The sequence below is a fragment of the Paenibacillus sp. FSL R10-2788 genome, assembly GCF_038003885.1.
Lineage (GTDB): Bacteria > Bacillota > Bacilli > Paenibacillales > Paenibacillaceae > Paenibacillus_AQ > Paenibacillus_AQ odorifer.
The window spans coordinates 1111523-1134819 of the sequence record NZ_JBBOQA010000001.1; the positions used below are offsets into that span (position 1 = coordinate 1111523).

Genomic DNA, 23297 nt, shown 5'->3' on the forward strand with positions numbered 1-23297 from the left:
ATCCGATTTATATTATAAAAAAAGCAGGTAGCCGGGGGAAATTCCCTGACTGCCTGCTTATTCTTTAAGGTGTAATACACACAGGTTCTTCATTACGTGCTTGCGCTCTTGTGCCTCTGATTTCAGTTGCCTCGCTTACGGGGTTACCTAACATCTTCAGAACAGTAGTCGCACAGCTTTGCGGTTGATGTTTATCTGGAGCGAGACGTCGTCTGCGTTGCTCTTCCAGAACTGAATATTCACGAAGCATCATAGTGAACCATTTGTTCACTACTTCCGAGTCGAGCACCTCTGCCAGCCCAAGCTCTACGAAATATTGGCAGTTTTTCTCTTCCTGACCTGGAATAGCTTTATAGAAAAGCATTGGAATTCCTTTGGCCTGACCTTCCGTACAGGTCATGCCTCCAGGCTTCGTAATCAGCAGGTCTGAGGCATCCATCAATTTATTGATTTCACTGCTATATCCCAGAATTTTAACATTGGGATGATTGAGCAGTGGATTGGACTTCATTTTGGCGATTAGCTTCTCATTGCTGCCCATACAGAAGACGAGCTGAATATCATCCATTCTGGCGGTGAGGGAATGCATAATCTCTTTGCCGAACATCAGCCCCCATCCTCCGCCCATAATGAGTACGGTTGGAATATCAGCCAATCCCAGCTCCTTGCGTAGCAGCGTCTTGTTGGAGCGTTCCCAGAACTTTGGATGCACTGGGATGCCAGTGACGGTTACTAGCTCTGGAGCGATCCCACGGCCTGTCAGAATGGACTTGACGCGTGGGGTAGATACGAGATAACGATTGACCTCGGAATTTACCCAACTCCCATGTGCATCATAATCAGTAATTAATGTATACAGAGGCACATGTAGTCCACGACGTTTCAGTCTGGAGATGACCGCAGCCGGAATGGGATGAGTGCAGATAATTAAATCAGGCTTTAGCTGCTCAATGACCTGTGAAGCATGTGTATAAAAAATCCGGTGAAGCGCCATTTTAGTCAACGGGTTCAATGATTTATGATATTGTGTCTTATACATCATGCCGACCAGCTTAGGCTGGCTGCTAACTGTTTTGCGGTAAGCGGAAAGAATCCAAGGGGCGACCGTCGGGTTAAGAAATTTCCCCAGCTCGATGACTCGGCATTGGACATCCGGATTCAGCAGCTTTATTCCTTCGGCCAGAGCATAGGCTGCTCCTGTGTGGCCCGTACCGAAGCCTTCCGAAAACAGCAGTACTCTTTTCTTTCGCATAAGTTCACCTGCTACTTTCCTTTTCTATAGAAATGCGTTTCTTCTTCTAATTATACTAGGAAATCTATACTATACTCACATTATACAAGTAAGACGTAAATAGAAAGTTAAAACCCTGCAATAAATAAAAAAAATAAAAGGTTCGCCCAAAGTATTGCAAACTAGAAAACAACATGATAAAGTAGTGAATGACCAATTGACCGGATTAGTAAAATGGTCAGAAGTCAGCGGGGACGATATTTTCTGGAGAAAGGAAGTGTGCACAGGTGGCAGTGGTGGATCGAAGACAGCAGGTGCTTCAGGCCGCAGCAAAATCTTTTTCATTATTTGGCTATAAGGCAACTACAATGGATCAGGTTGCTAAGATTGCAAATGTCGGTAAGGGGACCATCTACACCTTTTTTACAAACAAAGAGCAATTGTTTGACGAGATCCTGCACGATATGATGATGGAAATGAAGACGATTGCTGAGCGGGAGATCAGGCGAGACAGACCTTTCTTTGACAACTTGCATCGTGTGCTGGATGCTCTGCTTGAGTTTCGAAGTGAGCAGGAGCTATTCATAAAACTTTCCCAGGAGAATCGCGAATTCGGTACGCCGCAGGCTGGAGAAGGACTTGAGAAGATCGAGAACGTAGTTTTAGAATATTTAGAACGGGAGGTGCAACAAGCGCTCCAACAGGGAGAAATCAAACCTTGCGATCCCAAAATCGTCTCGGTAGTCATGTTCAGATTATATATTGTATTGACTGCTGAACTGAATAAAACACATACTCCCTTGGACAAGGAACAGATCAAGATGTATTTTCATTTGTTTCTCGCCGAAGGATTGGCACAGTAAGGGTTGATTCAGGACAGGGATGGCGTTCTCAGCTTCACTCGATTCGCTTTCCCTTAACAATTCTCAAGATGGATTAGGCATTGAAAAAGAGCCGCGAGGCATTTTTTTATACCCTGAATTGACCGAATGGGGAAAACAGTCACTTAGTGTTACGTAATATTTCGCAAACAAAGCATTTTAAAGAGAGCATAAGCTCATAAGGAGAGAACCAGAATGAAATCATTATCCGTATTTACCAAGGATCTTGGCGCAGCCCTTAGAAATCCGAAGGTGCTAATTCCAATGATTGCTATCCTATTTATTCCGGTGATGTACAGCGGATTCTTCCTGAAGGCATTCTGGGATCCGTATGGCAAGATGAATGAGCTTCCGGTTGCTGTGGTCAACCAGGATGTCGGCGCTAATTATGAAGGCAAGCAACTACAAGCCGGTAATGATCTTATAGAAGAGTTGAAGGTAACCGACGGCTTCCAGTGGAACTTCGTTTCCCTTGAAGAAGCGGAAGCAGGAATGAAAGACAATACTTATTATATGTCGATCATTGTTCCGGAAGACTTTTCTGCTAAAGCTACTACTCTTATGGATGATGAACCACAGCCTGCAAAAATTATTTATGAGCCAAATGAAGGTTACAACTTCTTGGCTGGTCAAATCGGTGGTACGGCTGTAGCAGAAATTAAAAATAAAGTATCTGCTAAAGTAACTGAAGCTTATGTAGAGTCTGTATTCAATCAGATTACAGAAGTATCTGATGGATTGGGCGAAGCAGGAGATGGAGCCTCCAAGATCGCTGATGGCGCTGGTAAGCTAGATGACGGAGCCTTGAAGCTGAAAGATAATCTACTTGTACTGACAGATGGTACAGGTAAACTTCAAAATGGTGTAGAACCCCTTACACAAGGCGTGACTGATTTGAATGCAGGTGCTACGGCGCTTAAAACAGGATCAACCACGTTGGCAAGCGGATTGCAACAACTGTCTACTGCACATACGCAGCTTCAAGACGGTGTTGCACAGAGTGCTGCCGGCAGTAAACAACTTAGTGACGGCTTGAAACAAGCTGTAACAGGGGCAACACAGCTTCAGGCGGGAACGCAGTCTGCTGTGGATGGTACTTCTAAACTACAAGCAGGAACACAATCTTTAGTTGATGGCAGCGCGAAGCTGGAAGCAGGCTTAACTTCTTCCGTAGATGGCAGCGCGAAACTGGAAGCAGGTTTGCAAGCTTCCGCCGCAGGCAGCACGAAGGTAACTGAGGGTGCTAAAGCGGTAGCTCAAGGATTGGAGCAATTGGCACAGGCTAGTCCTGAGCTGGCACAAAATCCAGCGGTACAGAAGCTGCTGGCAGCCAGTGCAGCTGTGGCACAAGGCAGTGAGCAACTGCAACAAAGTCAAGAGCAGCTGGCACAGGGTGCTACTGCACTCCACAGTGGGCAAGAGCAGCTGGCACAAGGTGCAACTCAATTGCACTCGGGTTCACAGCAGTTAGCTGCTGGTGTAACTCAGTTGCATGATGGAGCACAGCAATTAAATGCTGGTAGCACACAGCTTTTGACAGGACAACAAAAACTGGCACAAGGCGCATCTGCACTTGTAACCGGTGGAGATAAGCTGAATGCAGGGATGCAACAATTTGGTGCGAAGCTTAAAGAAGCTGCAGCTGGAGGCAGCAAGCTGGCTGAAGGCGGTAAAGCGCTTGGCGATGGTACTACAAAACTGTTAAGCGGTGTAGGCGAACTAGGTTCCGGTATCAGTGCTGTAGCAGATGGTTCGAAAAAACTGGCTGATGGCGCAGGCGAGCTGAAAGATGGTATGGATGATCTGAAATCTGGATCAACAGAACTGGCAACTAAGCTTGGCGATGCTGCTGAAAAAACAGGCAGTGTGAACAAAACAGATGCAATGATGGAAATGTTCGCACAACCAGTGGTGGTTGAGGATCAAGTTGTGAATCATGTTCCGAACTATGGTACAGGTTTTGCTCCTTACTTCCTATCCCTTGGATTGTTTGTAGGTGCTTTGATTTCAACAATTGTTATTCCAATGCGTGATTCGGCTGTCCTTGGTGCTAGCCGTATGAACCGTTTCATTAGCCGTACGCTTACTTTCACAATCATGAGCTTTATCCAGTCTATGCTGGCTGCTGTGGTTGTATTGTATGGACTTGGATTGGAAGTACAAAGTAAACCGCTATTCTTCGTATTTACATTCTTAACAAGTTTAGTTTACACATGGGTAGTTCAAGCGATTGTTACTTGGATGGATCAACCGGGACGTTTCGTTGTTATCGTTATTCTTATTTTCCAATTAACAACTAGTGCCGGAACATTCCCACTTGAATTGATCCCTGACTGGATGAAATTCTTTAATCCACTGCTTCCAATGACTTACACAGTTAGTGGTCTTAAAGCAGTAATTTCTACAGGTGACTTCAGTGCAATGTGGGGAGATGTAGGTATCCTGGCAATCTTTGGTCTTGGATTCCTTGCTCTTACCTTCGCTTACTTCATGACTCGTAGCCGTGAGAATGAAGTTGGAGTGAAAAGTGAACAAGTTTTGACTGTATAAACTGATAGATTTTTTGAAAAAAAAGTATAAAAAAGCGTCTCCTCCGGGAGACGCTTTTTTTGATTTAAAATCATAAAAACCCTTTTTCTTGCAAACATATTAGAAGGGATGAAAAATCTTGTAACGCTTTCATTGCATATGCACTTATGCGTTATTCATGTATAATTATGCATTGTGAAGTTTTTTTAAACTTTTACTCGCTAAAGCTGTGATGCAAAAACAAATGTTAATCAGCATCATAAAAAAGTTTAAATTGCGCTGATGTTACCTCGGTGATAAAATAATAGCACTAATCTGGATTGAATAATTATTAAGATTTTCATGTGAAAAATTTTCCTAAGACATTGCATACTTTATAATAGAAAGGTTGCGTTCGATGAAACACACTGAACTGCCCGTAAAACAGGGCCTGTATGATCCCCAGTTCGAAAAAGATGCTTGCGGCATGGGATTTGTAGCTCATATTAAAGGCACACCGTCTCACAATATCGTAAGTAATGCTTTGACAATGCTCTTTAATATGGAGCATCGGGGAGGCCAAGGTAGCGAACCCAACTCTGGTGACGGAGCAGGTATCATGCTTCAAATTCCGCACCGTTTCTTTGCAAGTGAAGCTCAGAAGCTAGGCTTTACTTTGCCGGAACAAGGCCATTATGGCGTGGGCATGATCTTTTTATCTCATAACGAAGAAGTTCGGGCGCAGCATGAAGCCCTCTTAAGCAATATTATTGCTGAAGAAGGTCAAATAGTACTCGGCTATCGTGATGTGCCTACCTATGATGAAATGCTTGGCAAGACAGCGAAAGCTGCTAAGCCTTTTGTGCGTCAAGTGTTTATCGGCCGCTCGGCTTCGGTCACGAATGAATTGTCTTTTGAACGTAAGCTTTATGTTATCCGCAAACGTGCGGAGCTTGCCATTCGTTACGGTGGTGTAGAAGAGGCTGAATCCTTCTATATACCAAGCTTGTCGTGCCGTAAGATTGTATACAAGGGCATGCTGACTACAGAACAAGTCGGACAATTCTACCTGGATTTGCAGAACGAAGAGCTGGAATCAGCGATCGCGTTAGTTCACTCCCGTTTCAGCACGAACACCTTCCCAAGCTGGGAACGTGCGCATCCCTACCGTTTTATGATCCACAACGGTGAGATCAACACCTTGCGTGGTAATGTGAACTGGATGCATGCACGCCAGTCATTGTTCAAGAGCGAAGTGTTTGGTGAAGATCTGAACAAGATCAAGCCTGTTATTAACCCGGATGGATCGGACACTGCAATGTTCGATAACACCTTTGAGTTTCTCTATTTGAGCGGACGCTCCCTGCCACAGGTAGCCATGATGATGGTTCCTGAACCATGGAGCAATCATGATAGTATGGATGCTGATAAAAAAGCATTTTATGAATATCACAGTACTCTAATGGAGCCATGGGACGGGCCTGCTGCAATGGGCTTTACCGATGGGATACAAATCGGCGCTATTCTGGACCGTAACGGTCTGCGTCCTGCTCGTTATTATGTAACGAAAGACGATATGATTATTTTATCCTCAGAAGCCGGTGTACTGGACATTCCAGCAGAGGACATCTTATATAAAGACCGCCTGAAACCTGGACGCATGCTGCTCGTGGATACGAAGGAAGGCCGCATTATCTCGGATGAGGAAGTTAAATCGGCTATCGCCTCTGAGAAGCCTTATCGCCAGTGGCTGGATGAGCATTTGATCAGTCTTGATGAGCTTCCGGATGCGCCTGAACTGCCAAATCCTAAGCATGACAATGTACAACAGCTACAGCAGGCTTTCGGCTATACTTTTGAAGACTTGCGCAAGGTGCTTGAGCCAATGGCATCTACTGGTGCTGAAGCTGTCGGTTCCATGGGTTATGATGCTCCACTCGCTGTATTTTCGGACCGCCCGCAACGTCTCTATAACTATTTCAAACAAATGTTTGCTCAGGTAACGAATCCACCCATCGATGCCATTCGTGAAGAGCTGGTTACATCCACAACGACTACGATTGGACCAGAGCGTAATTTGCTTAAACCGGAACCGGAAAGCTGCCGCCAGATCTCGCTGCAAACGCCAATTCTTTCGAACGAAGATTTTGCTAAGATTCGCCATGTTCGCCGTGCAGGCTTCAAATCGATGTCTATTCCAATTCTTTTCCCAGCTGAGCTTGGGGCAGAAGGATTACGCATCGCGCTTGAGCGCATGAACGAGGCTGCTGACCGTGTTATGGCTAAAGGGCATAACATTCTGATTCTGACTGACCGCGGTGTGGACAGTGAGAATGCTGCGATTCCAGCGCTGCTTGCGGTATCGAGTCTGCATCACCATTTGATCCGCCAAGGAACACGGACGAAAGTAAGTATTTTGCTGGAATCCGGTGAACCACGTGAAGTCCATCATTATGCGCTGCTGCTCGGTTATGGGGTGAGCGCAGTAAATCCTTATCTGGCTTTTGAAAGCTTGGATGATATGATCGGCCAAGGCTTATTGCGGGGAATCTCGCATGAAAAAGCAGTGAAGAACTATATTAAAGCTGCGACTAAGAGCGTAGTTAAGATTCTTTCCAAAATGGGAATTTCGACGATTCAATCTTACCGCGGTGCGCAGATTTTTGAAGCTGTGGGTCTGAACTCTGAGTTCGTGGATCGCTACTTTACTTGGACACCTTCCCGGATTGGCGGTATTGGCCTGGAGGAAGTGGCAACTGAGGCACTTATCCATCATAACCGTGCTTTTACAGAAAAAGACGGAAATGATAAGGTGCTTGATTCCGGTGGCGATTATCAATGGCGTAATGATGGGGAAGAGCATCTTTTCAATCCACAGACCATTCATCTGCTTCAGCACTCTGTGCGTAGTGGGAATTATGATATGTACAAGAAATATGCTGCCCTTGTTCAAGGAGAAAGCGAGAAGCAATTGACGCTTCGTTCCTTGTTGCAATTCAAGTCAGCCTATGAACCGATTCCACTGGAAGAAGTAGAACCGGCATCGTCTATTATGAAACGGTTTAAGACGGGTGCAATGTCCTTTGGTTCCATTAGTAAGGAAGCACATGAGACACTGGCCATTGCGATGAATCGTATCGGTGGCAAGAGTAATACGGGGGAAGGCGGCGAAGATCCAGCTCGCTATATTCCGGATAGCAATGGTGATTCACGCCGCAGTGCGATTAAACAAGTAGCTTCCGGACGTTTTGGTGTTACCTCGAACTACCTAGTTAACGCTGATGAGATCCAGATTAAAATGGCTCAGGGCGCTAAACCAGGGGAAGGTGGACAGCTTCCAGGACGTAAAGTTTATCCTTGGGTCGCTGAAGTACGTGGCTCAACAGCAGGTGTCGGTCTGATCTCACCTCCACCGCATCATGATATTTACTCAATCGAGGATTTGGCAGAGCTGATCTATGATCTGAAGAATGCAAATCCACGTGCAAACATTAATGTTAAGCTCGTATCGGAAGTTGGAGTGGGTACGATTGCTGCTGGTGTAGCCAAAGGGCGCGCTGATATTATCTTGGTTAGTGGCTATGATGGAGGTACAGGGGCATCACCGATGAACTCTATTCGTCATGCGGGTCTTCCGTGGGAGCTTGGCTTGGCTGAAACCCATCAGACATTGATGCTCAACAATCTGCGTGACCGTGTTGTTCTAGAAACAGATGGTAAAATGTTAAGCGGCCGCGATCTGGCTGTAGCTGTATTGCTTGGGGCTGAAGAGTATGGATTTGCTACTGCTCCGCTAGTATCTGTTGGCTGTATTATGATGCGTGTCTGCCAAATGGATACTTGTCCGGTTGGTGTAGCTACCCAGAATCCGGATCTTCGTAAGAACTTTACTGGGGATCCGCAGCATGTAGTTAACTTTATGACCTTCGTGGCACAGGATCTACGTGAAATTATGGCAAGTCTCGGCTTCCGTACAATTGAAGAGATGGTAGGCCGTACCGATTGCCTAGACGCAACTCAGGCGTCGAAGCATTGGAAGAAGAAAGGCATAGATTTGAGCAGCCTGCTGCATACACCGGAATTACCGGAAGGAAGCACACGCTTCCGCAGTAAATACCAGAATCATGGTCTGGAAGAGACACTGGATGTCTCGCAGCTGCTCGACCTGGCAGCACCTGCATTGGAATCGGGTACGGCTGTTGAGGCATCTCTGCCGATCACGAACGTAAATCGTGCCGTCGGAACTATCCTTGGCAGCGAGCTGACCCGCAAGTATGGGGCAGCAGGTTTGCCAGATGATACGATTCGGTTTCATTTCACCGGTTCTGCTGGTCAAAGCTTGGGTGCATTCGTGCCTAAGGGGATCACACTTACGGTGGAAGGAGATTCCAATGACTATGTAGGTAAAGGATTGTCAGGTGGTAAGATTATTATCAAGCCATCTCCGAAAGCTACCTTTGCTGCTGAGGACAATATCATTATCGGAAATACTGCATTCTACGGTGCAACAGGTGGAGAAGCTTATATCAACGGTATCGCTGGTGAACGTTTTGCCGTCCGTAACTCCGGAGCGAAGGTTGTTGTAGAAGGCGTGGGTGACCACGGCTGTGAATACATGACTGGAGGCCGAGTGGTTGTCCTTGGTGAAACTGGCCGTAACTTTGCGGCAGGGATGTCAGGCGGTATCGCTTATGTCTACGACCCGGATAGAACCTTCATCGGCCGCTGCAATCTCGAAATGGTACTGCTCGAGAGAGTGGAAGAGTCTGAGGAGATCGAAGAGCTGCGTGAGCTGATTATCCGCCATACCGAGCTTACAGGTAGTGCGGCTGGCGCACGGGTACTGGATCAGTGGGCAGATAGCTTGCCGAACTTCGTTCGTGTCATTCCGAAGGATTACAAACGGATGATGGAGCAAATTCGCAAGGTAGAACAAACCGGATTGACCGGAGAAGCTGCGTTGATGGCTGCATTTGAAGCGAATATGCGCGAGCTTGCCCGTGTTGGCGGCTAAACTGCTGTACCTGAATGAAATAGGAATTAAATGAATAAGGGAACCTGACTCTTCCTAATGCCGGAGAAGTCAGGTTCCTTTTTTTTAGATGGCAGACTCGTATCCTCTAGTGATTTTCGGGAAAAAGGGTATATGTGGTAAACTAGGTTATAGATGAAAGGAAGTGAGACTATGTCGAATACAGAAATATTGATGGAGCCTGTTGCCCGCCTGCAGGGAGTCACCAAAAAAATCGGCTCGAAAACGCTGGTGAGCGATTTAACGCTGGACATCCCGCCTGGACAAATCTTCGGTTTTTTGGGGCCCAACGGAGCAGGTAAGACTACTACAATACGGATGATGGTGGGGTTGATTTCCATTAGTCGTGGAGACATCTTGATCTGTGGCCGTAGTATTAAAAACCATTTTGAAGAGGCTATCGCAAATATAGGGGCCATTGTAGAAAATCCTGAGATGTACAAGTTCCTATCCGGTTATCAGAATCTGCGCCAATATGCACGGATGGTGCCAGGGGTAACGAAGCAACGGATAGACGAGGTCGTCGAGCTAGTTGGACTAGGTCAAAGAATTCATGACAAAGTTAAGACCTATTCACTGGGAATGCGTCAGAGGCTGGGAGTGGCTCAGGCACTGCTGCACAGACCCAAGCTGCTGATTCTAGATGAGCCAACCAACGGCCTGGATCCACAAGGGATACGCGAGCTTAGAGACTATTTACGACGTTTATGTCAGGAAGAAGGAACAACTGTATTCGTCTCCAGTCATTTACTTTCCGAGATGGAGCTCATGTGTGACAGCGTGGCGATTATCCAAAATGGACGACTGGTGGATGTGAAGCAGCTGAAAGGGGTAGGCAATACTGCAATGCCTCTGGGAGAAACCTTGTTCGAGGTTGATAATGCTGAAGCTGCGCTAGCCCTCATTGGACGTGGAGTATTTAAGAGTGGGGGACTTGTGCTTGAGGCAGAGCGTGAGGAGATCGCAGAATTAAATGCCAAGCTAGTGGCAGGTGGGATTAAGGTGTATAGCATCAGAGCCCTTGCCCGTACGCTGGAGGATCAATTCTTAGAGGTTACAGGAGGTGAAGGAATTGGGTGAATTTACAGCTCTCATACATAATGAGAATATCAAAATATACAGCCGTGTCCGCACATGGATTATGCTGCTTATTCTTGCAGTGATGAGCGTGCTGCTTCCTGCGCTTATTTATTTCACAAGCGAAGGCGATTCATCGCTTATGGGGCTTTGGGACAACTTTCAGATGACGGTGAGTATTGCGTTCTTCTTGAATACAATATTTACCGTTGTAGTGGCTTCTGACTCCGTAGCGGGCGAATTTACCTGGGGAACCATCAAGCTGCTGCTGATTCGCCCGTGGAGTCGCTCCAAGATCCTGCTCTCGAAATATATTTCCATGGTGTTATTCAGTTTGCTTAGCACCGCAGTATTGATTGCTTTTGGCTTTGCTGCTTCGTTAATCTTCTCCTCATCTTCGGGAGATACGATGTCATCCATTACGGCTTGGAGCCCAGCGGAATATTCCTTCCTAGATCTCCTATGTCGTTACATTGAGCTTTTCCTGACCGCTGCTCTGGCTTTCATGGTATCTAGCGTATTCCGCGCAAGTGGACTGGCTATTGGATTATCCTTATTTATTATGTTTGCCAAGAGTATTTTTACGGTTATTTTTAGTCCAGAACGGTTTGAATGGGCCCAATACTTGATCTTCACACATATGGATCTAAGAGGCTACCTATTGTCGGATACGGGTCCGGGGGGCTCTACACTTGGCTTCTCCATAGCTGTACTAACGGTGTACTATATCCTATTCCTGGCCATTTCCTGGATTGTCTTCCGTAAAAGGGACGTTGCCTCATAGAAATAAGTCTAGCCGGCTTCGAGTGTTCCTTGTGCTTTGGAGGAGCGCTTGGCTGCCTTGTCCTTTTTTATATTACTTTTGGGCTCACCTGCTTTTTCAGAGGTGGGCTGTTCTTGCATGGCAATGGAGCCATTCAGGAGGCTGCCTTCCATAATGCTAAGTGCTCCTGCTGAAATATTGCCATGTAACTCCCCGGTTCCGGTCATAATGAGTCTGCGGTCTGCGGTAACATCCCCGTATACTTTGCCGGCAATCACGATTTCTTCCGCTTTAATACTGGAGCGCACTGTTCCTTCTTCTCCTACAGTCACGACACCACTGCAAATAATCTCACCGCTAAAGGTACCCTCAATCCGCAGGTTTGTATCACATTGCACCTTACCCTCCAGTGTTCCTCCATGCCCAATTAGGGAATCGGTAGATTTAAAGGGGACACGCTGCTGCCGTTTGTTCCACATTTATAAATTCCTCCTATTTTGAAATTAAATGCAACCCTTTAGGGTTTGACATACGCCAAAGGGTTGACTGTTTTATTCTGCTTCACAACCTGAAAATGAAGATGAGGACCTGTGCTTCGGCCAGTGCTTCCAAGCAAGCCGATTTTCTGCCCTTTGCTAACCTTGTCTCCCGCAGATACGATCATTCCGTTCAAATGCATGTACCAGGTTTCCAATCCATTTGAATGCTTAATCACGATGTATTTTCCGCGTGCGCCCATTTGTTCCGCAGTAATAACCTCGCCATCTAAGGCAGCATATACAGGATCACCGATGTTCCCAGCAATATCGACACCGGAATGGAACGCAGACAAACCTTTGAATGGATCTGAGCGGTAGCCGAAGCTTGAAGAAATGACTTTGGACTCGGTAGGCCAGAGCGGTACAGCGTTAAGTTTAGCCTTTTCTGCACGGGCCTTTTGAGCTTGCAGATTTGCCTGTACGTTATTTTCATGCTCTGCCTGTGTGATCGTCTGTGTGATACTTTCCACCATTTCATCAAGCATCCCGTGAATCTCCTCAAAGTCATCCTTAGTTTCTTCCACCAAGCTCGTAGCGTCGTTCTGATACACCGCGATGTATTCTCCACCAACCTGCGGGGTGAGTGTTTTTGGAAGGGCTGCGGTGATGGCCCCAAAGCGGAAACTTATGGCGGATAGAGAAGTGGAAGATGAGTTCTCTTCTGTACTCTGCTTAAAGGAAGTCTCTTTAGGAACAGGAGAAGAAAGACGGTTCGATAAACCTAATGTTGAATTTGAAGTGGCCGATCCAGCTTTTGATTTTTCTGTTGCGGATTTCTCCGGTTGAGATTCATTCGTGTCTGTAGCGGCAGCAGCACCTTTGCTTTTGTTAATCAATGCTTGCAGCTCCTGTTCCAGTGCATTTACACTCTTCAGCTTGTCTTTAATGTTATCTGCCTCTTCCGAAAGTTCGCTGACCTGGCTACGAAGCTGTGTTAAATCTTTATCCTTGTCGGCGACCTTCATTTCCATGCGGAGATTGGTTAGCGATAGTGCGGCTGCCTCGGCTTCTAGCTGTGAGATGGACTGAGAGGCATGGAAATGCATAGAGGTGACCAGACTGGAGATAGACAGGGCTGCTGCTGCCGGTAAGGCGAACGCTAGCGGTTTGGAGATGTGGAGCTGTTTGACTGGACGTCCGGCATCCCTTACGACAAGCAGCGTAATCCGTTTATGATCTGGCTGACTCTTCATGGCTTCTCCTTTCTGCGGCTTATGGCAGCCGCTTGCGATACCTGAGGCTAACGACTTTTCTTCCATTAGGCTCATCCGAATTGTCCTACTACTCTATGTATTCCATATCTTTCAGGAACATGACAACGGTTTGTTTGAATAAAGAAGGAGAGTTACGGCAAAACCTGTACTAGAGTCATCGCAGAGAGTCTATTGCATCTGTTTTTATTAATTGAGGGGGTAGAGAATTGAAGATTTTCGCGATAATTCTAATTCTTTTTATCATACAGATTGCATTGATTGTATTTCTGGAGTACCGACGCCCGCAAAGGGCTATAGCATGGTTGTTTATTTCCTTCTGTTGTCCACCGCTCGGTCTGGCATTCTATTATTTTCTAGGTCGTGACTACAGACAGAATAGAAAATTGAACAAAAGATGTACTTCACTCTTCCGGGAAATCCGTTCGTATGTCACTGGTAAGATTAAGGTAGTAAAACAAGCGTCGGATACTGGAAACGCTCAGTTTGAGAATAACGAGGGTTTATTGGTTTTGCTTGCAAAGCTCTCGGAAGGGCCTATTACAGGCCATAACAAAAGCAGAGTGCTGTCAACTGCAAGAGAAGCTTACGACGCTATGCTGGAAGCCATGGAAGAGGCAAAAGAACATATCCACATGCAATTTTATATTTATCGTGATGATGAGATCGGAGAACAGTTTCAGGACGTTATGATTCGAAAGGCGCGGCAGGGAGTAAAGGTGCGTTTGCTTTGTGATGGACTGGGCAGTCATCGATTAAGCCGTAGGTTTATTCGAACCCTGAGAAATGCCGGGGTGGAGTTCCACTTTTTTTTACCTCCGATTAGTTCTTTACTGGATCGTCGGTTTAATTTCCGCAATCATCGGAAGATCCTAGTGGTGGACGGATTGATTGGTTTTACGGGGGGAATGAATATCGGTGATGATTACTTAGGAAAGGACGCCAAGATGGGTTACTGGCGCGATACCCATCTGCGTTTAGAAGGAGATTCTGTTTATTATATTCAGTATGTCTTCCTGAAGGATTGGAGACTGGCCTCTGGTGAAGGTATGAGTCATCCTCGTTTGTTCCCTGAGCACTCTTGCAAGGAGCAAGAGGCCGTGCAGATTGTAGGAAGTGGACCGGATGCTGCGATCGATGCTTCTCAGGAGATGTATTTTGCCGCTTTTTGCTCTGCTAGGGAACGGATCTGGATTACTTCACCGTATTTTATTCCGGACCCTGCGATTTGTCGTGCTTTGAAGAGTGCAGTCCTTCGTGGAGTGGATGTTAGAATCATCATTCCGGCAAAGCCTGATAATAAGCTTGTTTATCATGCTTCTTTGTCTTATCTGGAGAATTTACAAGATGCAGGCGTGAAGTTCTATCGCTACACCAAAGGATTTATGCATGCCAAAGTCATGATTGTGGATGATCTGCTGGGTACGGTGGGAAGTGCGAATCTGGATATGCGCAGCTTCTATTCTAATTTCGAAATGACAGCGGTTTTGCTGCATCCTGAGACGATAGCAGAGCTAGTCGCGGGGTTTGAAAAGGATCAAAAGAACAGTGAATTCATTGATCCTGTAAAATTTAAGGAGAGAGGGAGAATTGTCAAACTCGGTGAAGGGCTATGTCAGTTGTTATCACCGCTGTTATGACCGGAAAGAGGACTAAATCTGAATTTTTCGAAGGATAGTACGTGTTCCATTCATTATTAGAGCATATTTTGTGATATAATAATTGTATAAGAAGAAATGTAAGAAAGTATAGATTGTAGTTATACTTCCGAATGTTTCAAAACTATACTGTTAAATTGTAGGGGGAGTTCTATGAATGTGAGTCCACAAATGTTTACCAAAGAGGAGCAGAACAAACTGCAGAAGACCGGTGCCCATAAAATGGCTAAGTTCGCGCAGCGTATGATCATGTTATCCGTAGGGGCCGCCATGATGGCTGTTGCACTTGAGATATTCCTAGTACCTAATCAAATGATTGATGGCGGGATTACCGGTATCTCCATTATTTTATCACATTTATTTGACATTCCTCTGGGTATATTATTGACACTGCTCAACCTTCCGTTCCTGTTAATCGGTTATAAGCAAATCGGTAAGACATTTGCCTTATCTACCTTATATGCGATTTTACTTATGTCTATCGGCACTTCAATGCTGCATCATGTAGAGGCCTTTACAGTTGAACCGATGCTTGCTGCCGTGTTTGGCGGTATCATTCTAGGTGTAGGTGTTGGATTGGTTGTACGTTTCGGGGGATCTCTAGACGGTACAGAAATTGTTGCGATTTTGGTAGCCAAGAAGCTTCCCTTCTCTGTAGGTGAAGTAGTTATGTTCTTCAACCTGTTCATCTTGTCCGGAGCTGGATTTGTGTTCGGTTGGAATAACGCGATGTTCTCCCTGATTGCTTATTATATTGCATTTAAGGTTATTGACATCACCCTTGAGGGTCTGGATCAATCGAAATCAGTATGGATTATCAGTGATAAATTCCGCGATATCGGGGAAGCTCTGACAGAGCGTCTTGGACGTGGTGTTACTTATTTAGATGGAGAAGGCGGATTTTCCGGTGAGAACAAGAAAGTGATCTTTGTAGTTATCACCCGTCTGGAAGAAGCTAAGCTTAAAACCATTGTTGAAGATTGGGATTCTGATGCATTCATCGCAATAGGTAACATCCATGATGTTAAAGGTGGCCGCTTCAAGAAGAAATCCATCCACTAGCGTAGCTCTTAAGTATCATTAACTGAAAGAAGGTATTTTTACGGATAAAAAAGCAATAAATACGGTGAACAAAGCTCGGCCTGCCGTATTCTTATATAGTATACCTTCTGTCCTTGAGTGGGACGCCAAATAAGCTCGTAGCATGTAGTTGATGCTGCGGGCTTATTGCTGTTTTTAGGGTCTTTTTTCTATGGGATTGCTCCTTTATGGGAGCTTAGCAATGAGCTGTTCAACGGGCTGTGGGGGCACTTTCTCTAAAAGATCTCCCATACGCTGAAGGCGTTCCTCGATATTAAGCAGATGAAAATTAGAGGGAGATACATTTTGCTGAACCTCCTCCCATAGCAAGGGTGTAGAAACTGTAGCAAGTGGTCTTGCACGTGGTGTGTAAGGTGCAGCTAATGTTTTGCCGCTATAATGCTGGAGGTAGTCAAAATAGATTTTATCTCCGCGATTCTTTTTTAGACGTTCCAGGGTGAACAGGTTGGGATGCTTTTCGGTGACATAACGACCCACAAAATGCCCGATTTTCCGCAATCCATCAAAAGTAACGCCAGTCTCGATAGGGACGATGATTTGCACCCCGGTAGCACCGGAGGTTTTGGGTACAGAGGAGAGGCCAAGAGAGGTTAAGACCGCCCCAACGATCGCAGTTGCTTCCATGATGCGAGGTTCGATCTCAAGTGACGGATCAAGATCAATCATCCACTCACAGGGCAGCTCGCTGCCTACATAATGCAGGGAAGGGTGGAATTCCAAAGCAGCCAGATTCCCCAGCCAGATCAGCTCAGGTAAACCTTGCAGCTTGATATAGTTAATATTCTCGTGCACAGCGGTTTGGACAAAGGCCGGAAGAGGATCAGGCGCATTTTTCTGATAAAAGGACATTCCAGAGATGCCGTGCGGATAACGAATGACGGTAAGCAGCCGGTCTCGGCAATAACGCAGCAGATAGGGAGAGAGTGCAGCGAGCTTTTGCAGATAAATCCGTTTGGTAATGCCACATTCAGGCCACAGCAGCTTCTCTGGGTTAGTGATGATGATTTCTTCTCCGTCGATGGTAATTGTACCTTTGATCGCTGCCGGCATCGGGGAAACTCCTTTCTGTGATAGGAATGAAGGTATTATGTGTCAGTCTGCTCCTTTTCATGAAAAAAATATTCCCAAAGTGTCCCTTTTGGATGATCATAAGACTTATAAGGATATACGTTAATGAGAAAGGGGAGTTTGCTGATTTTGGACGGGATCGAGCACACTGTTGTTCGGGTACAGTCAGGCGAGGTAGATTCCTATGCCTTGATCGTCGAGGCTTTTCAAAAGCCGATTTACCGCTATTGCTGTCGGCTGCTTGGGAGCCGTACTGAAGCGGAGGATGCAGTACAGGAAATTCTGGTAAAGGCATATCAGCATATAGGCACATACCGCCCTATCGCGAGCTTCTCTTCATGGCTATATAAAATTGCCTACCATCATTGCCTCAGTCTGATCCGCAAACGTCAAAGCCAAATAAAGTTTATGGCGCTTTTTCAACCAGATCCGCCTGCAGAAAGCCCGGAACAGTTGATGGACCGTTACATATTTAACGAACATCTGACTTTTGCCCTCGCGAAGCTGAAGACAGAGGAGCGAAACCTGTTAGTACTTAGAATCTTTGAGGAACAGAGCTTCCCGGAGATTGCGGAGATTCTGGATAAGAATACTGATGCTGTGAAGAAGAAATACAGGCGAACGATTACGAAGCTTGGTAAAATGCTGAATGCTCAGAAAGGGGGAACGGAATGGTGCGGCAACGAAGCTTTGTTGAAGAGAAAATGATCAAGAAAATGGATGCGGTAGGGAGCTGCGATGAGCTGGATGTAAAAGCAGCTGTTATGAAGCGGGTAAGAGCAATTCATGAACAACAGAATAGGGTTGGCGGTGAAAGGACGAGCATCGTTATCGAGCTGAAGCCGTTCCCAGAACCGGAAGATCCTATTATGCAGAAGCAAAAGGAGATGCCCCAACACCCGTCTAGGTTTAGAAAAAGAGTGCTCACAGGAGTCTCCGCGGCTGTATTGCTGGGGATTATCGGGTTGGGTGCTCTGCAGCTGTCTGAACATGGAAAGTTATCGGAACAAGGTAGCCAGTTTACAATTGATATCACAAAACCCCAAGGTGGTATTATTACACTAGTGAACAGCGGAGGGAAGGCTGTTGTGAAGACGGTGCATAATAATACGCCTGATCCGACAACCTCGCCTGCGATAGAGAAGTATCAGAGATTATCTATGACTTATAAAGAGCAAGTGCTTGCTCGTTTAAACACTGGGGAAATGGCTGCTTATTATGTGAAGGATGCTGAATTAAATAAGCTGGAGTTAGGGTTAGGCTATGGAAATCAATTGCAGTTTGCTTTTATTTCGCCGGTGTATTCGAAATATCAAGACTACGTAAAAGAATTAAAAACTGTTGGCGATTTCTGGCCAGGGTTGCCTTCCTCGTTAGCTGATGGTTATGAATTCGAGCAAGGAACTTTTAATGCAGCTCCCCTATACAGGTCGCTAGACACAGAATATGAAGAAATCCTTGAACAATTTCAAAAAAAGGCTACAACCGATAAAACTGGACAAAACTTGTTTATGGAGAAGATAGCTGCAAATTCCATAGATAATGCTGAGGTTACCTACCACAAGGGAGATCAAGGAATTACACTATCCTTAAGGCAGAGTGTTTTTAAGGGTTATACCATGCAAGTGTCTATCTTGGAAGGCCAGACTGCTGAAAAATGGTCTGTGACAGGTACAGGTAAAGAGGCAATATTTATCGCGGCGGGTACTGGAAAAGGGAAGAATGCCTGGTCTTCTCAGAATCGATTGTATTGGTATGATGAAGTCACCCAGATGGTTTTTTCTCTAAGCGACAAGCAGGAGAGTAAACTGACTCGTGAGCAATGGCAAAAGATTGCCACCAGTTTTATTCACTAGCTACTGTTCTAACTGTACATTAGGAGAAGCTGTCTCAAAAGTAGTGAATTCTACTTGGGAGGCAGCTTTTTTATGGAATAGGGGAATAATGGATTTTACTGTGCCATGTGACGATATGCCACGCGTAGAGTTCTATGCTAATGGTTGGGACGGTGGGCGATGTGCGATGTGCTATGTATGATTTTCGTGCGGCTTGCAGTAGATGATTTGTGGAATTAGTGGTATATGTGACGGTGGACTATGGGCGATACGTTCTGTGTTTGTGCAATGTATAGAATGCTTTAAACTAATTAGGGAAAAACTCCCTGAAAATAGCCGCTATTTGCTCTAAATGAACGAAATCAGGGAATTCCTCCCTAATAATCAGGAGAATTGCTTTATTCGTTGCCGAATTGGCTGAATTTCAGGGAAGTTTTCCCTAATTATAGGTCCAATGAACAGAAATATCTGAGGTTTAGGGAGAAATTCCTCAATTGTTCTATAAGTACTTCACTTATTGCATCATTAGGAGCGTCACTTGATGCGTCACTTGTAATGTTAAGAACAAAAAAGAGGCTGTCCCAAGCAACTATTTCATGGCTTTTGGGACAGCCTCTTTTTTTGTGAGAAAATGTCCCTTTTTCTAATGTTGGATTGTTATAGAAGTGTAGTTAAAAAACAGGGGTGAAAATACATTTACCTTATTGAAGGAGAGGATGTTAGAAATTGAAGCTCCATTCTGATTTCAAAAAAACAGTTATCACGTTCTCTGCAGCAATCTTGCTGGGAACAGGAGTGGCGGGGGGTGTGGATGTACCCGGCTTGTCTCTTACAATTGCGGCGGCATCAGGAGCGCAGGTTGCATCACAAACCGATCAGAAGACCCAAAAGGAATTGCAGGCACTCGTAGCTGGAGTGAAGGAAGGTACGCTTTTGGCCTACTACGTACGGGATAAAGTCTCCAATCCACAGGATGCGATCAGCTTCTCTGGCAAAGGGTTTGTTTTTAAGGACTATAAATCCTTTGCTGCGAAGTTTAAAGCGCTAAGGGGTCCGTCTATTCCGCAGCCCGGAAATCTTCCTAAAGGCTTCACTCTGGAGAGAGCCATCATCTATCCACCGGCTGTAGCTAATGATTCAGAGCTGTATTTGCAACTAGAGCAGGAATTGAAGGCAGCAGCGGTTGCTGGTAATTCTAATAAACAGTTGTTTAGTAAAATCATCAGCTGGAACCAGACGAATTTGTCTATGCAGCTGTATGCGAAAGGAAAAGCCAATTTTAGCATTGTAACTGGGTCGCCGTCATCCAAACTTCCGGAAGGAGCGGTACCTTTTGTAAGAGCTTCGGAATCTAAGAAAGAATTAACGGTCAACGGCAGAAAAGTAGTACTTACAACTGATTCCGCTAAAGACGCAAGCTTTAACACAAAGCTAGTATGGCTGGATAACTCAGGCACGATACAATATACCCTTTCAGACAATCGGGCCAGTACGCTGACGACAAATGAAATGCTGGCGGTAGCTAAAACCATGATCAAATAACCAAGGGGCTAAAGGAGGATATTATAATGATGATTAAGAAAAGCGCGGCGATTACAGCCTTAAGCTTATTAGTATTGATAAGTGCGGTGAGTGGAACAGCAGGCGCAGTGCCTGCGGGGAGTAATAATAAAAGTAAAGCTACCGCACCCGTTGAGCAGAATACGCCCATATCTTCAACGATTGAAGCTTTGATTGCCAAAGAAAATACAGTTCCCTTACAAGCAGGCGAACTTAAGATCCTGTATGTAAATGATAAGAAATCTAATCCACATGAAACCTTGAGTATAAGCTATATGCCATATAGATTCAGTTCTATAAACGAAGCGGCGCAGAAGTTACTTTCATTAAGCGGGAAGTCACTCCTGATACCTACTTCTCTACCAGAGGATTATAAGTTACAGGATGTCGTTTTAAATCCAGTGATTCCAATGTTTTTTAGCTCAGAGTATAAAACCCTTAGGGATCAGTTAAAAGCTAAAGCCCAAGCTGGTGGTAAAAAGGTGATTTCGCAAAGCTTGAAGTGGAGCAATACAGAAACCTCTATCACCTATCTACGAAATGGAGAGAGGTTGAATTTAAGATCTGCACCTGCATACACGCTACCGGAAGGGGTGACTTTGGCCCAGCTGCCTGGGGATCAGGATGAGAGCTTGACCATCAACGGGGTTGAGGCGATTTACACAGTTTTTGGGCCTCATCACGGTGATCTTAAAGTCCAGCTGGTATGGTCCAGTGCTGATGGAAGTGTCGATTATACACTTACGAGTACAAAAAATACTGCGCAGACAAAGGCAGAGCTTGAGGCCCTTGTAACAAGTTTTACAGCACAATAAGAAACGTCCTCCCATTTCAGATTGGGAGGACGTTCTTTTATCCTTTTTGCTCCATTGTGCATGCCTCCGGGGGAAGATCCACTTTAGCTTGAGTAACAGGCTGACGCAGAGTGCCCGAGGTGTTCCATTCCAGAAAATGAACTTTGAAGACGAGCTCCGGCTTTATCCAAAAAGCACCCTTACCTCGTTGTGGAACATCTGCAAAGGGCATCCGATCCAGCTTAAGGCGGTGTGCCTCCGCAGTTAAGTCGCGTTTATCCTGTACAGTCAATTTTCCCGGACCGGTATGTCCGATATAATGCAAATTTCCTTTATCATCATAAAGACCAAGAAGCAGTGCGTTGACGATACCGTCACGGAACGTCACACCCCCGGCTACAGCTGTAATATCAGAACTGATTTTGCGTTTCTGCCAACGTTTATCTTTTCCGCCCGGAGCATAAGTACTGTTAATGTCCTTGCAGACGATTCCTTCCAAGCCCTGGTTCTGAGTGGCGGCGAACAGTTCTGTAGGATCGGTATAACTTGGCACAGCTTGAACATGGGGATGCGGCAGCAGAATGTCACTTAACAGCTGCTGCCGCAAGAATAATGGTTGATCCATCGTAGATTGGCCATTATAAAACAGAATATCAAAAATCATATAAATGACAGGAACCTGATGCCTAACGACGGAAATTGTGGAACCGTTTTTCAAACTGTCCCTCCGCATCACCTCATGAAATGAGGGTTTGCCGTCCTTGAGTGCGATAATCTCACCATCAAGAATCACGGAGTCAGCCTTGCAGTAAGCAGATACATCAATAAGTTCTGGATATTGCGTGGTACGGTAATTGCCACGTCTGTTAATAAGCTGAGTAGTGCTTCCATCGTAATAGGACAACATCCGTACGCCGTCCCATTTAATTTGTGCGATCCACTGGTCACCTGCTGGAAGCTGCCCAGCCAGTATAGGTTCAAAAGGAATAATGGGCTGAAGCTTCATCCGCAGAGCCTCCTAAGATACGGTTGTTTTGCTTTTCGTGCTGCGGCGTTTCGGTTTTGGCGTGATGACTGGAGTCGGCCCGGAGACCTCGTTTTGCTGCTCCGCAGGTTCCGCGGCGGTTGTTTTGGTCTTGGCTGTTTTTCTTTTGGCAGCAGGAGCCGCTTTAGTTTTGGTTTTTGTGTTGCCTGTTAATGAAGGACCAGGGTCTGAAGGAATATGCTGCACAGCTTGAATACTAGCCTGCAAGGCAGCCATTAGATCAATCACATTGCTTTCCTGTTTAGCAGGAGCGATATGAAATTCCTCGCCTGCAATTTTATGTGAGATCAGATCAAGCATACGCTGGCGATAATCATCGGTATATTTTGCCGGATCAAAAGGAGTGGATAGCTGTGAGATCAGCAGCTTAGCCATTTCCAGCTCTTTATCGTTCACTGTCCCTGCTTCGGGCAGACCAGGCACTTGCGAGATCGGCCGCACCTCATCGGGATAAAAAATGGTCTCAATCGCAAGGCAATCCTCAAGCACACGGATCGCTGCCAGACTGCTTTTTGAGCGGATTGAAATTTTGGCGATGCCAATTTTACCTGTCTGCTTCATGGCCTCCATAAGAAGTCGATAAGCATTTGATCCTGCCTGATCCGGGGATAAATAATAGGTTTTTTGAAAATAAATCGGATCGATCTCCGTCAGGTCTACAAAGTCGAGAATGGAGATGCTTTTACTGGTCTCGTCGGATAGTTGATCCAATTCCTCTTTGTCGAAGAGCACAAACTTCCCTTTTTCATACTCATATCCTTTACCGATCTCTTCCCAAGCTACCTCTTTGTCACATACCGGGCATTTGCGTACATACGACAGTGGGCTGCCACATTCCTTATGGATATAACGCAGAGAAATGTCCTTGTCTTCCGTAGCGGAGAACATTTTAACCGGAACATGCACAAGCCCGAAGCTGATGGCTCCTTTCCAAACGGTATGCATGAGAAACACCTCCTGATCTAAGTTGATTTGCTTTGGGTTAGTATGAGGC

The 23297-nt window shown here is 45.6% G+C and carries 17 protein-coding genes; 11 read left to right on the plus strand and 6 right to left on the minus strand.

The annotated features are described in order from the left end of the window. Positions 1 to 64: 64 nt before the first annotated feature. Positions 65 to 1252, minus strand: a complete 1188-nt coding sequence (locus NSQ50_RS04780) for a UDP-N-acetylglucosamine--LPS N-acetylglucosamine transferase (RefSeq protein ID WP_038568920.1) — start codon at positions 1250 to 1252, stop codon at positions 65 to 67. 266 nt (positions 1253 to 1518) lie between these two features. On the opposite strand from NSQ50_RS04780, the gene NSQ50_RS04785 reads away from it, so the two are divergent. The 5 genes from NSQ50_RS04785 (at position 1519) to NSQ50_RS04805 (ending at position 11513) form a co-directional block, all read left to right on the plus strand. Further along, complete coding sequence (locus NSQ50_RS04785; RefSeq protein ID WP_036676550.1) at positions 1519 to 2094, plus strand: TetR/AcrR family transcriptional regulator; 576 nt, start codon at positions 1519 to 1521, stop codon at positions 2092 to 2094. A gap of 213 nt (positions 2095 to 2307) precedes the next feature. After that, entirely contained in the window at positions 2308 to 4662 is a 2355-nt protein-coding gene (locus tag NSQ50_RS04790) for a YhgE/Pip domain-containing protein (protein ID WP_038568922.1), read from the plus strand. A 376-nt stretch (positions 4663 to 5038) separates the two neighbouring features. Continuing rightward, entirely contained in the window at positions 5039 to 9634 is a 4596-nt protein-coding gene (gltB, locus tag NSQ50_RS04795; protein WP_038568924.1) for a glutamate synthase large subunit, read from the plus strand. Positions 9635 to 9805: 171 nt separating this feature from the next. After that, on the plus strand, positions 9806 to 10732 hold the full coding sequence (locus NSQ50_RS04800) for an ABC transporter ATP-binding protein (RefSeq protein WP_235219382.1): 927 nt from the start codon (positions 9806 to 9808) through the stop codon (positions 10730 to 10732). Continuing rightward, a complete protein-coding gene (locus NSQ50_RS04805) occupies positions 10725 to 11513 on the plus strand; it encodes an ABC transporter permease (protein WP_036676545.1) in 789 nt (262 codons plus the stop codon). Before NSQ50_RS04800 ends, NSQ50_RS04805 begins: the two co-directional genes overlap by 8 nt. Before the next feature lie 8 nt (positions 11514 to 11521). Here the strand turns inward: NSQ50_RS04805 and NSQ50_RS04810 are convergent, their stop codons facing one another. Next, positions 11522 to 11971, minus strand: coding sequence for a bactofilin family protein (locus NSQ50_RS04810; protein ID WP_036676543.1), 450 nt, complete (start codon positions 11969 to 11971; stop codon positions 11522 to 11524). A 38-nt stretch (positions 11972 to 12009) separates the two neighbouring features. Then, positions 12010 to 13290 (minus strand): M23 family metallopeptidase, encoded by a 1281-nt coding sequence (locus NSQ50_RS04815; RefSeq protein WP_076185051.1) that lies wholly within the window; start codon positions 13288 to 13290, stop codon positions 12010 to 12012. Between the two features lie 161 nt (positions 13291 to 13451). On the opposite strand from NSQ50_RS04815, the gene cls reads away from it, so the two are divergent. Continuing rightward, entirely contained in the window at positions 13452 to 14882 is a 1431-nt protein-coding gene (gene cls / locus NSQ50_RS04820; RefSeq protein ID WP_076129238.1) for a cardiolipin synthase, read from the plus strand. A gap of 240 nt (positions 14883 to 15122) precedes the next feature. After that, on the plus strand, positions 15123 to 15962 hold the full coding sequence (locus tag NSQ50_RS04825; RefSeq protein ID WP_248547977.1) for a YitT family protein: 840 nt from the start codon (positions 15123 to 15125) through the stop codon (positions 15960 to 15962). A gap of 204 nt (positions 15963 to 16166) precedes the next feature. Here the strand turns inward: NSQ50_RS04825 and ligD are convergent, their stop codons facing one another. Next, a complete protein-coding gene (gene ligD / locus NSQ50_RS04830; protein ID WP_036676536.1) occupies positions 16167 to 17051 on the minus strand; it encodes a non-homologous end-joining DNA ligase in 885 nt (294 codons plus the stop codon). 123 nt (positions 17052 to 17174) lie between these two features. Between ligD and NSQ50_RS04835 the strand changes: the two genes are divergently transcribed. The 4 genes from NSQ50_RS04835 (at position 17175) to NSQ50_RS04850 (ending at position 21279) form a co-directional block, all read left to right on the plus strand. Further along, positions 17175 to 17777 carry an RNA polymerase sigma factor gene (locus NSQ50_RS04835; protein WP_254847714.1) on the plus strand — a complete coding sequence of 201 codons (603 nt, stop codon included), beginning with the start codon at positions 17175 to 17177 and terminating at the stop codon, positions 17775 to 17777. Continuing rightward, positions 17741 to 18925 carry a hypothetical protein gene (locus NSQ50_RS04840; protein WP_076224386.1) on the plus strand — a complete coding sequence of 395 codons (1185 nt, stop codon included), beginning with the start codon at positions 17741 to 17743 and terminating at the stop codon, positions 18923 to 18925. Before NSQ50_RS04835 ends, NSQ50_RS04840 begins: the two co-directional genes overlap by 37 nt. Positions 18926 to 19630: 705 nt before the next feature. After that, positions 19631 to 20446: a hypothetical protein gene (locus NSQ50_RS04845; RefSeq protein ID WP_076224387.1), complete on the plus strand. Its 816-nt coding sequence runs from the start codon at positions 19631 to 19633 to the stop codon at positions 20444 to 20446. A gap of 26 nt (positions 20447 to 20472) precedes the next feature. Next, complete coding sequence (locus tag NSQ50_RS04850; RefSeq protein ID WP_076185056.1) at positions 20473 to 21279, plus strand: hypothetical protein; 807 nt, start codon at positions 20473 to 20475, stop codon at positions 21277 to 21279. A 37-nt stretch (positions 21280 to 21316) separates the two neighbouring features. Here the strand turns inward: NSQ50_RS04850 and NSQ50_RS04855 are convergent, their stop codons facing one another. Together NSQ50_RS04855 and ku are read right to left on the minus strand one after the other, a co-directional pair. Beyond that, entirely contained in the window at positions 21317 to 22264 is a 948-nt protein-coding gene (locus NSQ50_RS04855) for an ATP-dependent DNA ligase (RefSeq protein ID WP_076129231.1), read from the minus strand. 12 nt (positions 22265 to 22276) lie between these two features. Beyond that, entirely contained in the window at positions 22277 to 23248 is a 972-nt protein-coding gene (gene ku / locus NSQ50_RS04860; protein WP_076185058.1) for a non-homologous end joining protein Ku, read from the minus strand. Positions 23249 to 23297 lie beyond the last annotated feature (49 nt).

Excerpts from the sequence above, each read along its gene's own strand:
- NSQ50_RS04780 (WP_038568920.1), bottom strand. The coding sequence starts at position 1,252 with ATGCGAAAGAAAAGAGTACTGCTGTTTTCGGAAGGCTTCGGTACGGGC.
- NSQ50_RS04790 (WP_038568922.1), top strand. The coding sequence starts at position 2,308 with ATGAAATCATTATCCGTATTTACCAAGGATCTTGGCGCAGCCCTTAGA.
- gltB (WP_038568924.1), top strand. The coding sequence starts at position 5,039 with ATGAAACACACTGAACTGCCCGTAAAACAGGGCCTGTATGATCCCCAG.
- NSQ50_RS04800 (WP_235219382.1), top strand. The coding sequence starts at position 9,806 with ATGTCGAATACAGAAATATTGATGGAGCCTGTTGCCCGCCTGCAGGGA.
- NSQ50_RS04810 (WP_036676543.1), bottom strand. The coding sequence starts at position 11,971 with ATGTGGAACAAACGGCAGCAGCGTGTCCCCTTTAAATCTACCGATTCC.
- NSQ50_RS04815 (WP_076185051.1), bottom strand. The coding sequence starts at position 13,290 with ATGGAAGAAAAGTCGTTAGCCTCAGGTATCGCAAGCGGCTGCCATAAG.
- NSQ50_RS04825 (WP_248547977.1), top strand. The coding sequence starts at position 15,123 with ATGGCTAAGTTCGCGCAGCGTATGATCATGTTATCCGTAGGGGCCGCC.
- ligD (WP_036676536.1), bottom strand. The coding sequence starts at position 17,051 with ATGCCGGCAGCGATCAAAGGTACAATTACCATCGACGGAGAAGAAATC.
- NSQ50_RS04835 (WP_254847714.1), top strand. The coding sequence starts at position 17,175 with ATGAGAAAGGGGAGTTTGCTGATTTTGGACGGGATCGAGCACACTGTT.
- NSQ50_RS04840 (WP_076224386.1), top strand. The coding sequence starts at position 17,741 with ATGGTGCGGCAACGAAGCTTTGTTGAAGAGAAAATGATCAAGAAAATG.
- NSQ50_RS04850 (WP_076185056.1), top strand. The coding sequence starts at position 20,473 with ATGATGATTAAGAAAAGCGCGGCGATTACAGCCTTAAGCTTATTAGTA.
- NSQ50_RS04855 (WP_076129231.1), bottom strand. The coding sequence starts at position 22,264 with ATGAAGCTTCAGCCCATTATTCCTTTTGAACCTATACTGGCTGGGCAG.
- ku (WP_076185058.1), bottom strand. The coding sequence starts at position 23,248 with ATGCATACCGTTTGGAAAGGAGCCATCAGCTTCGGGCTTGTGCATGTT.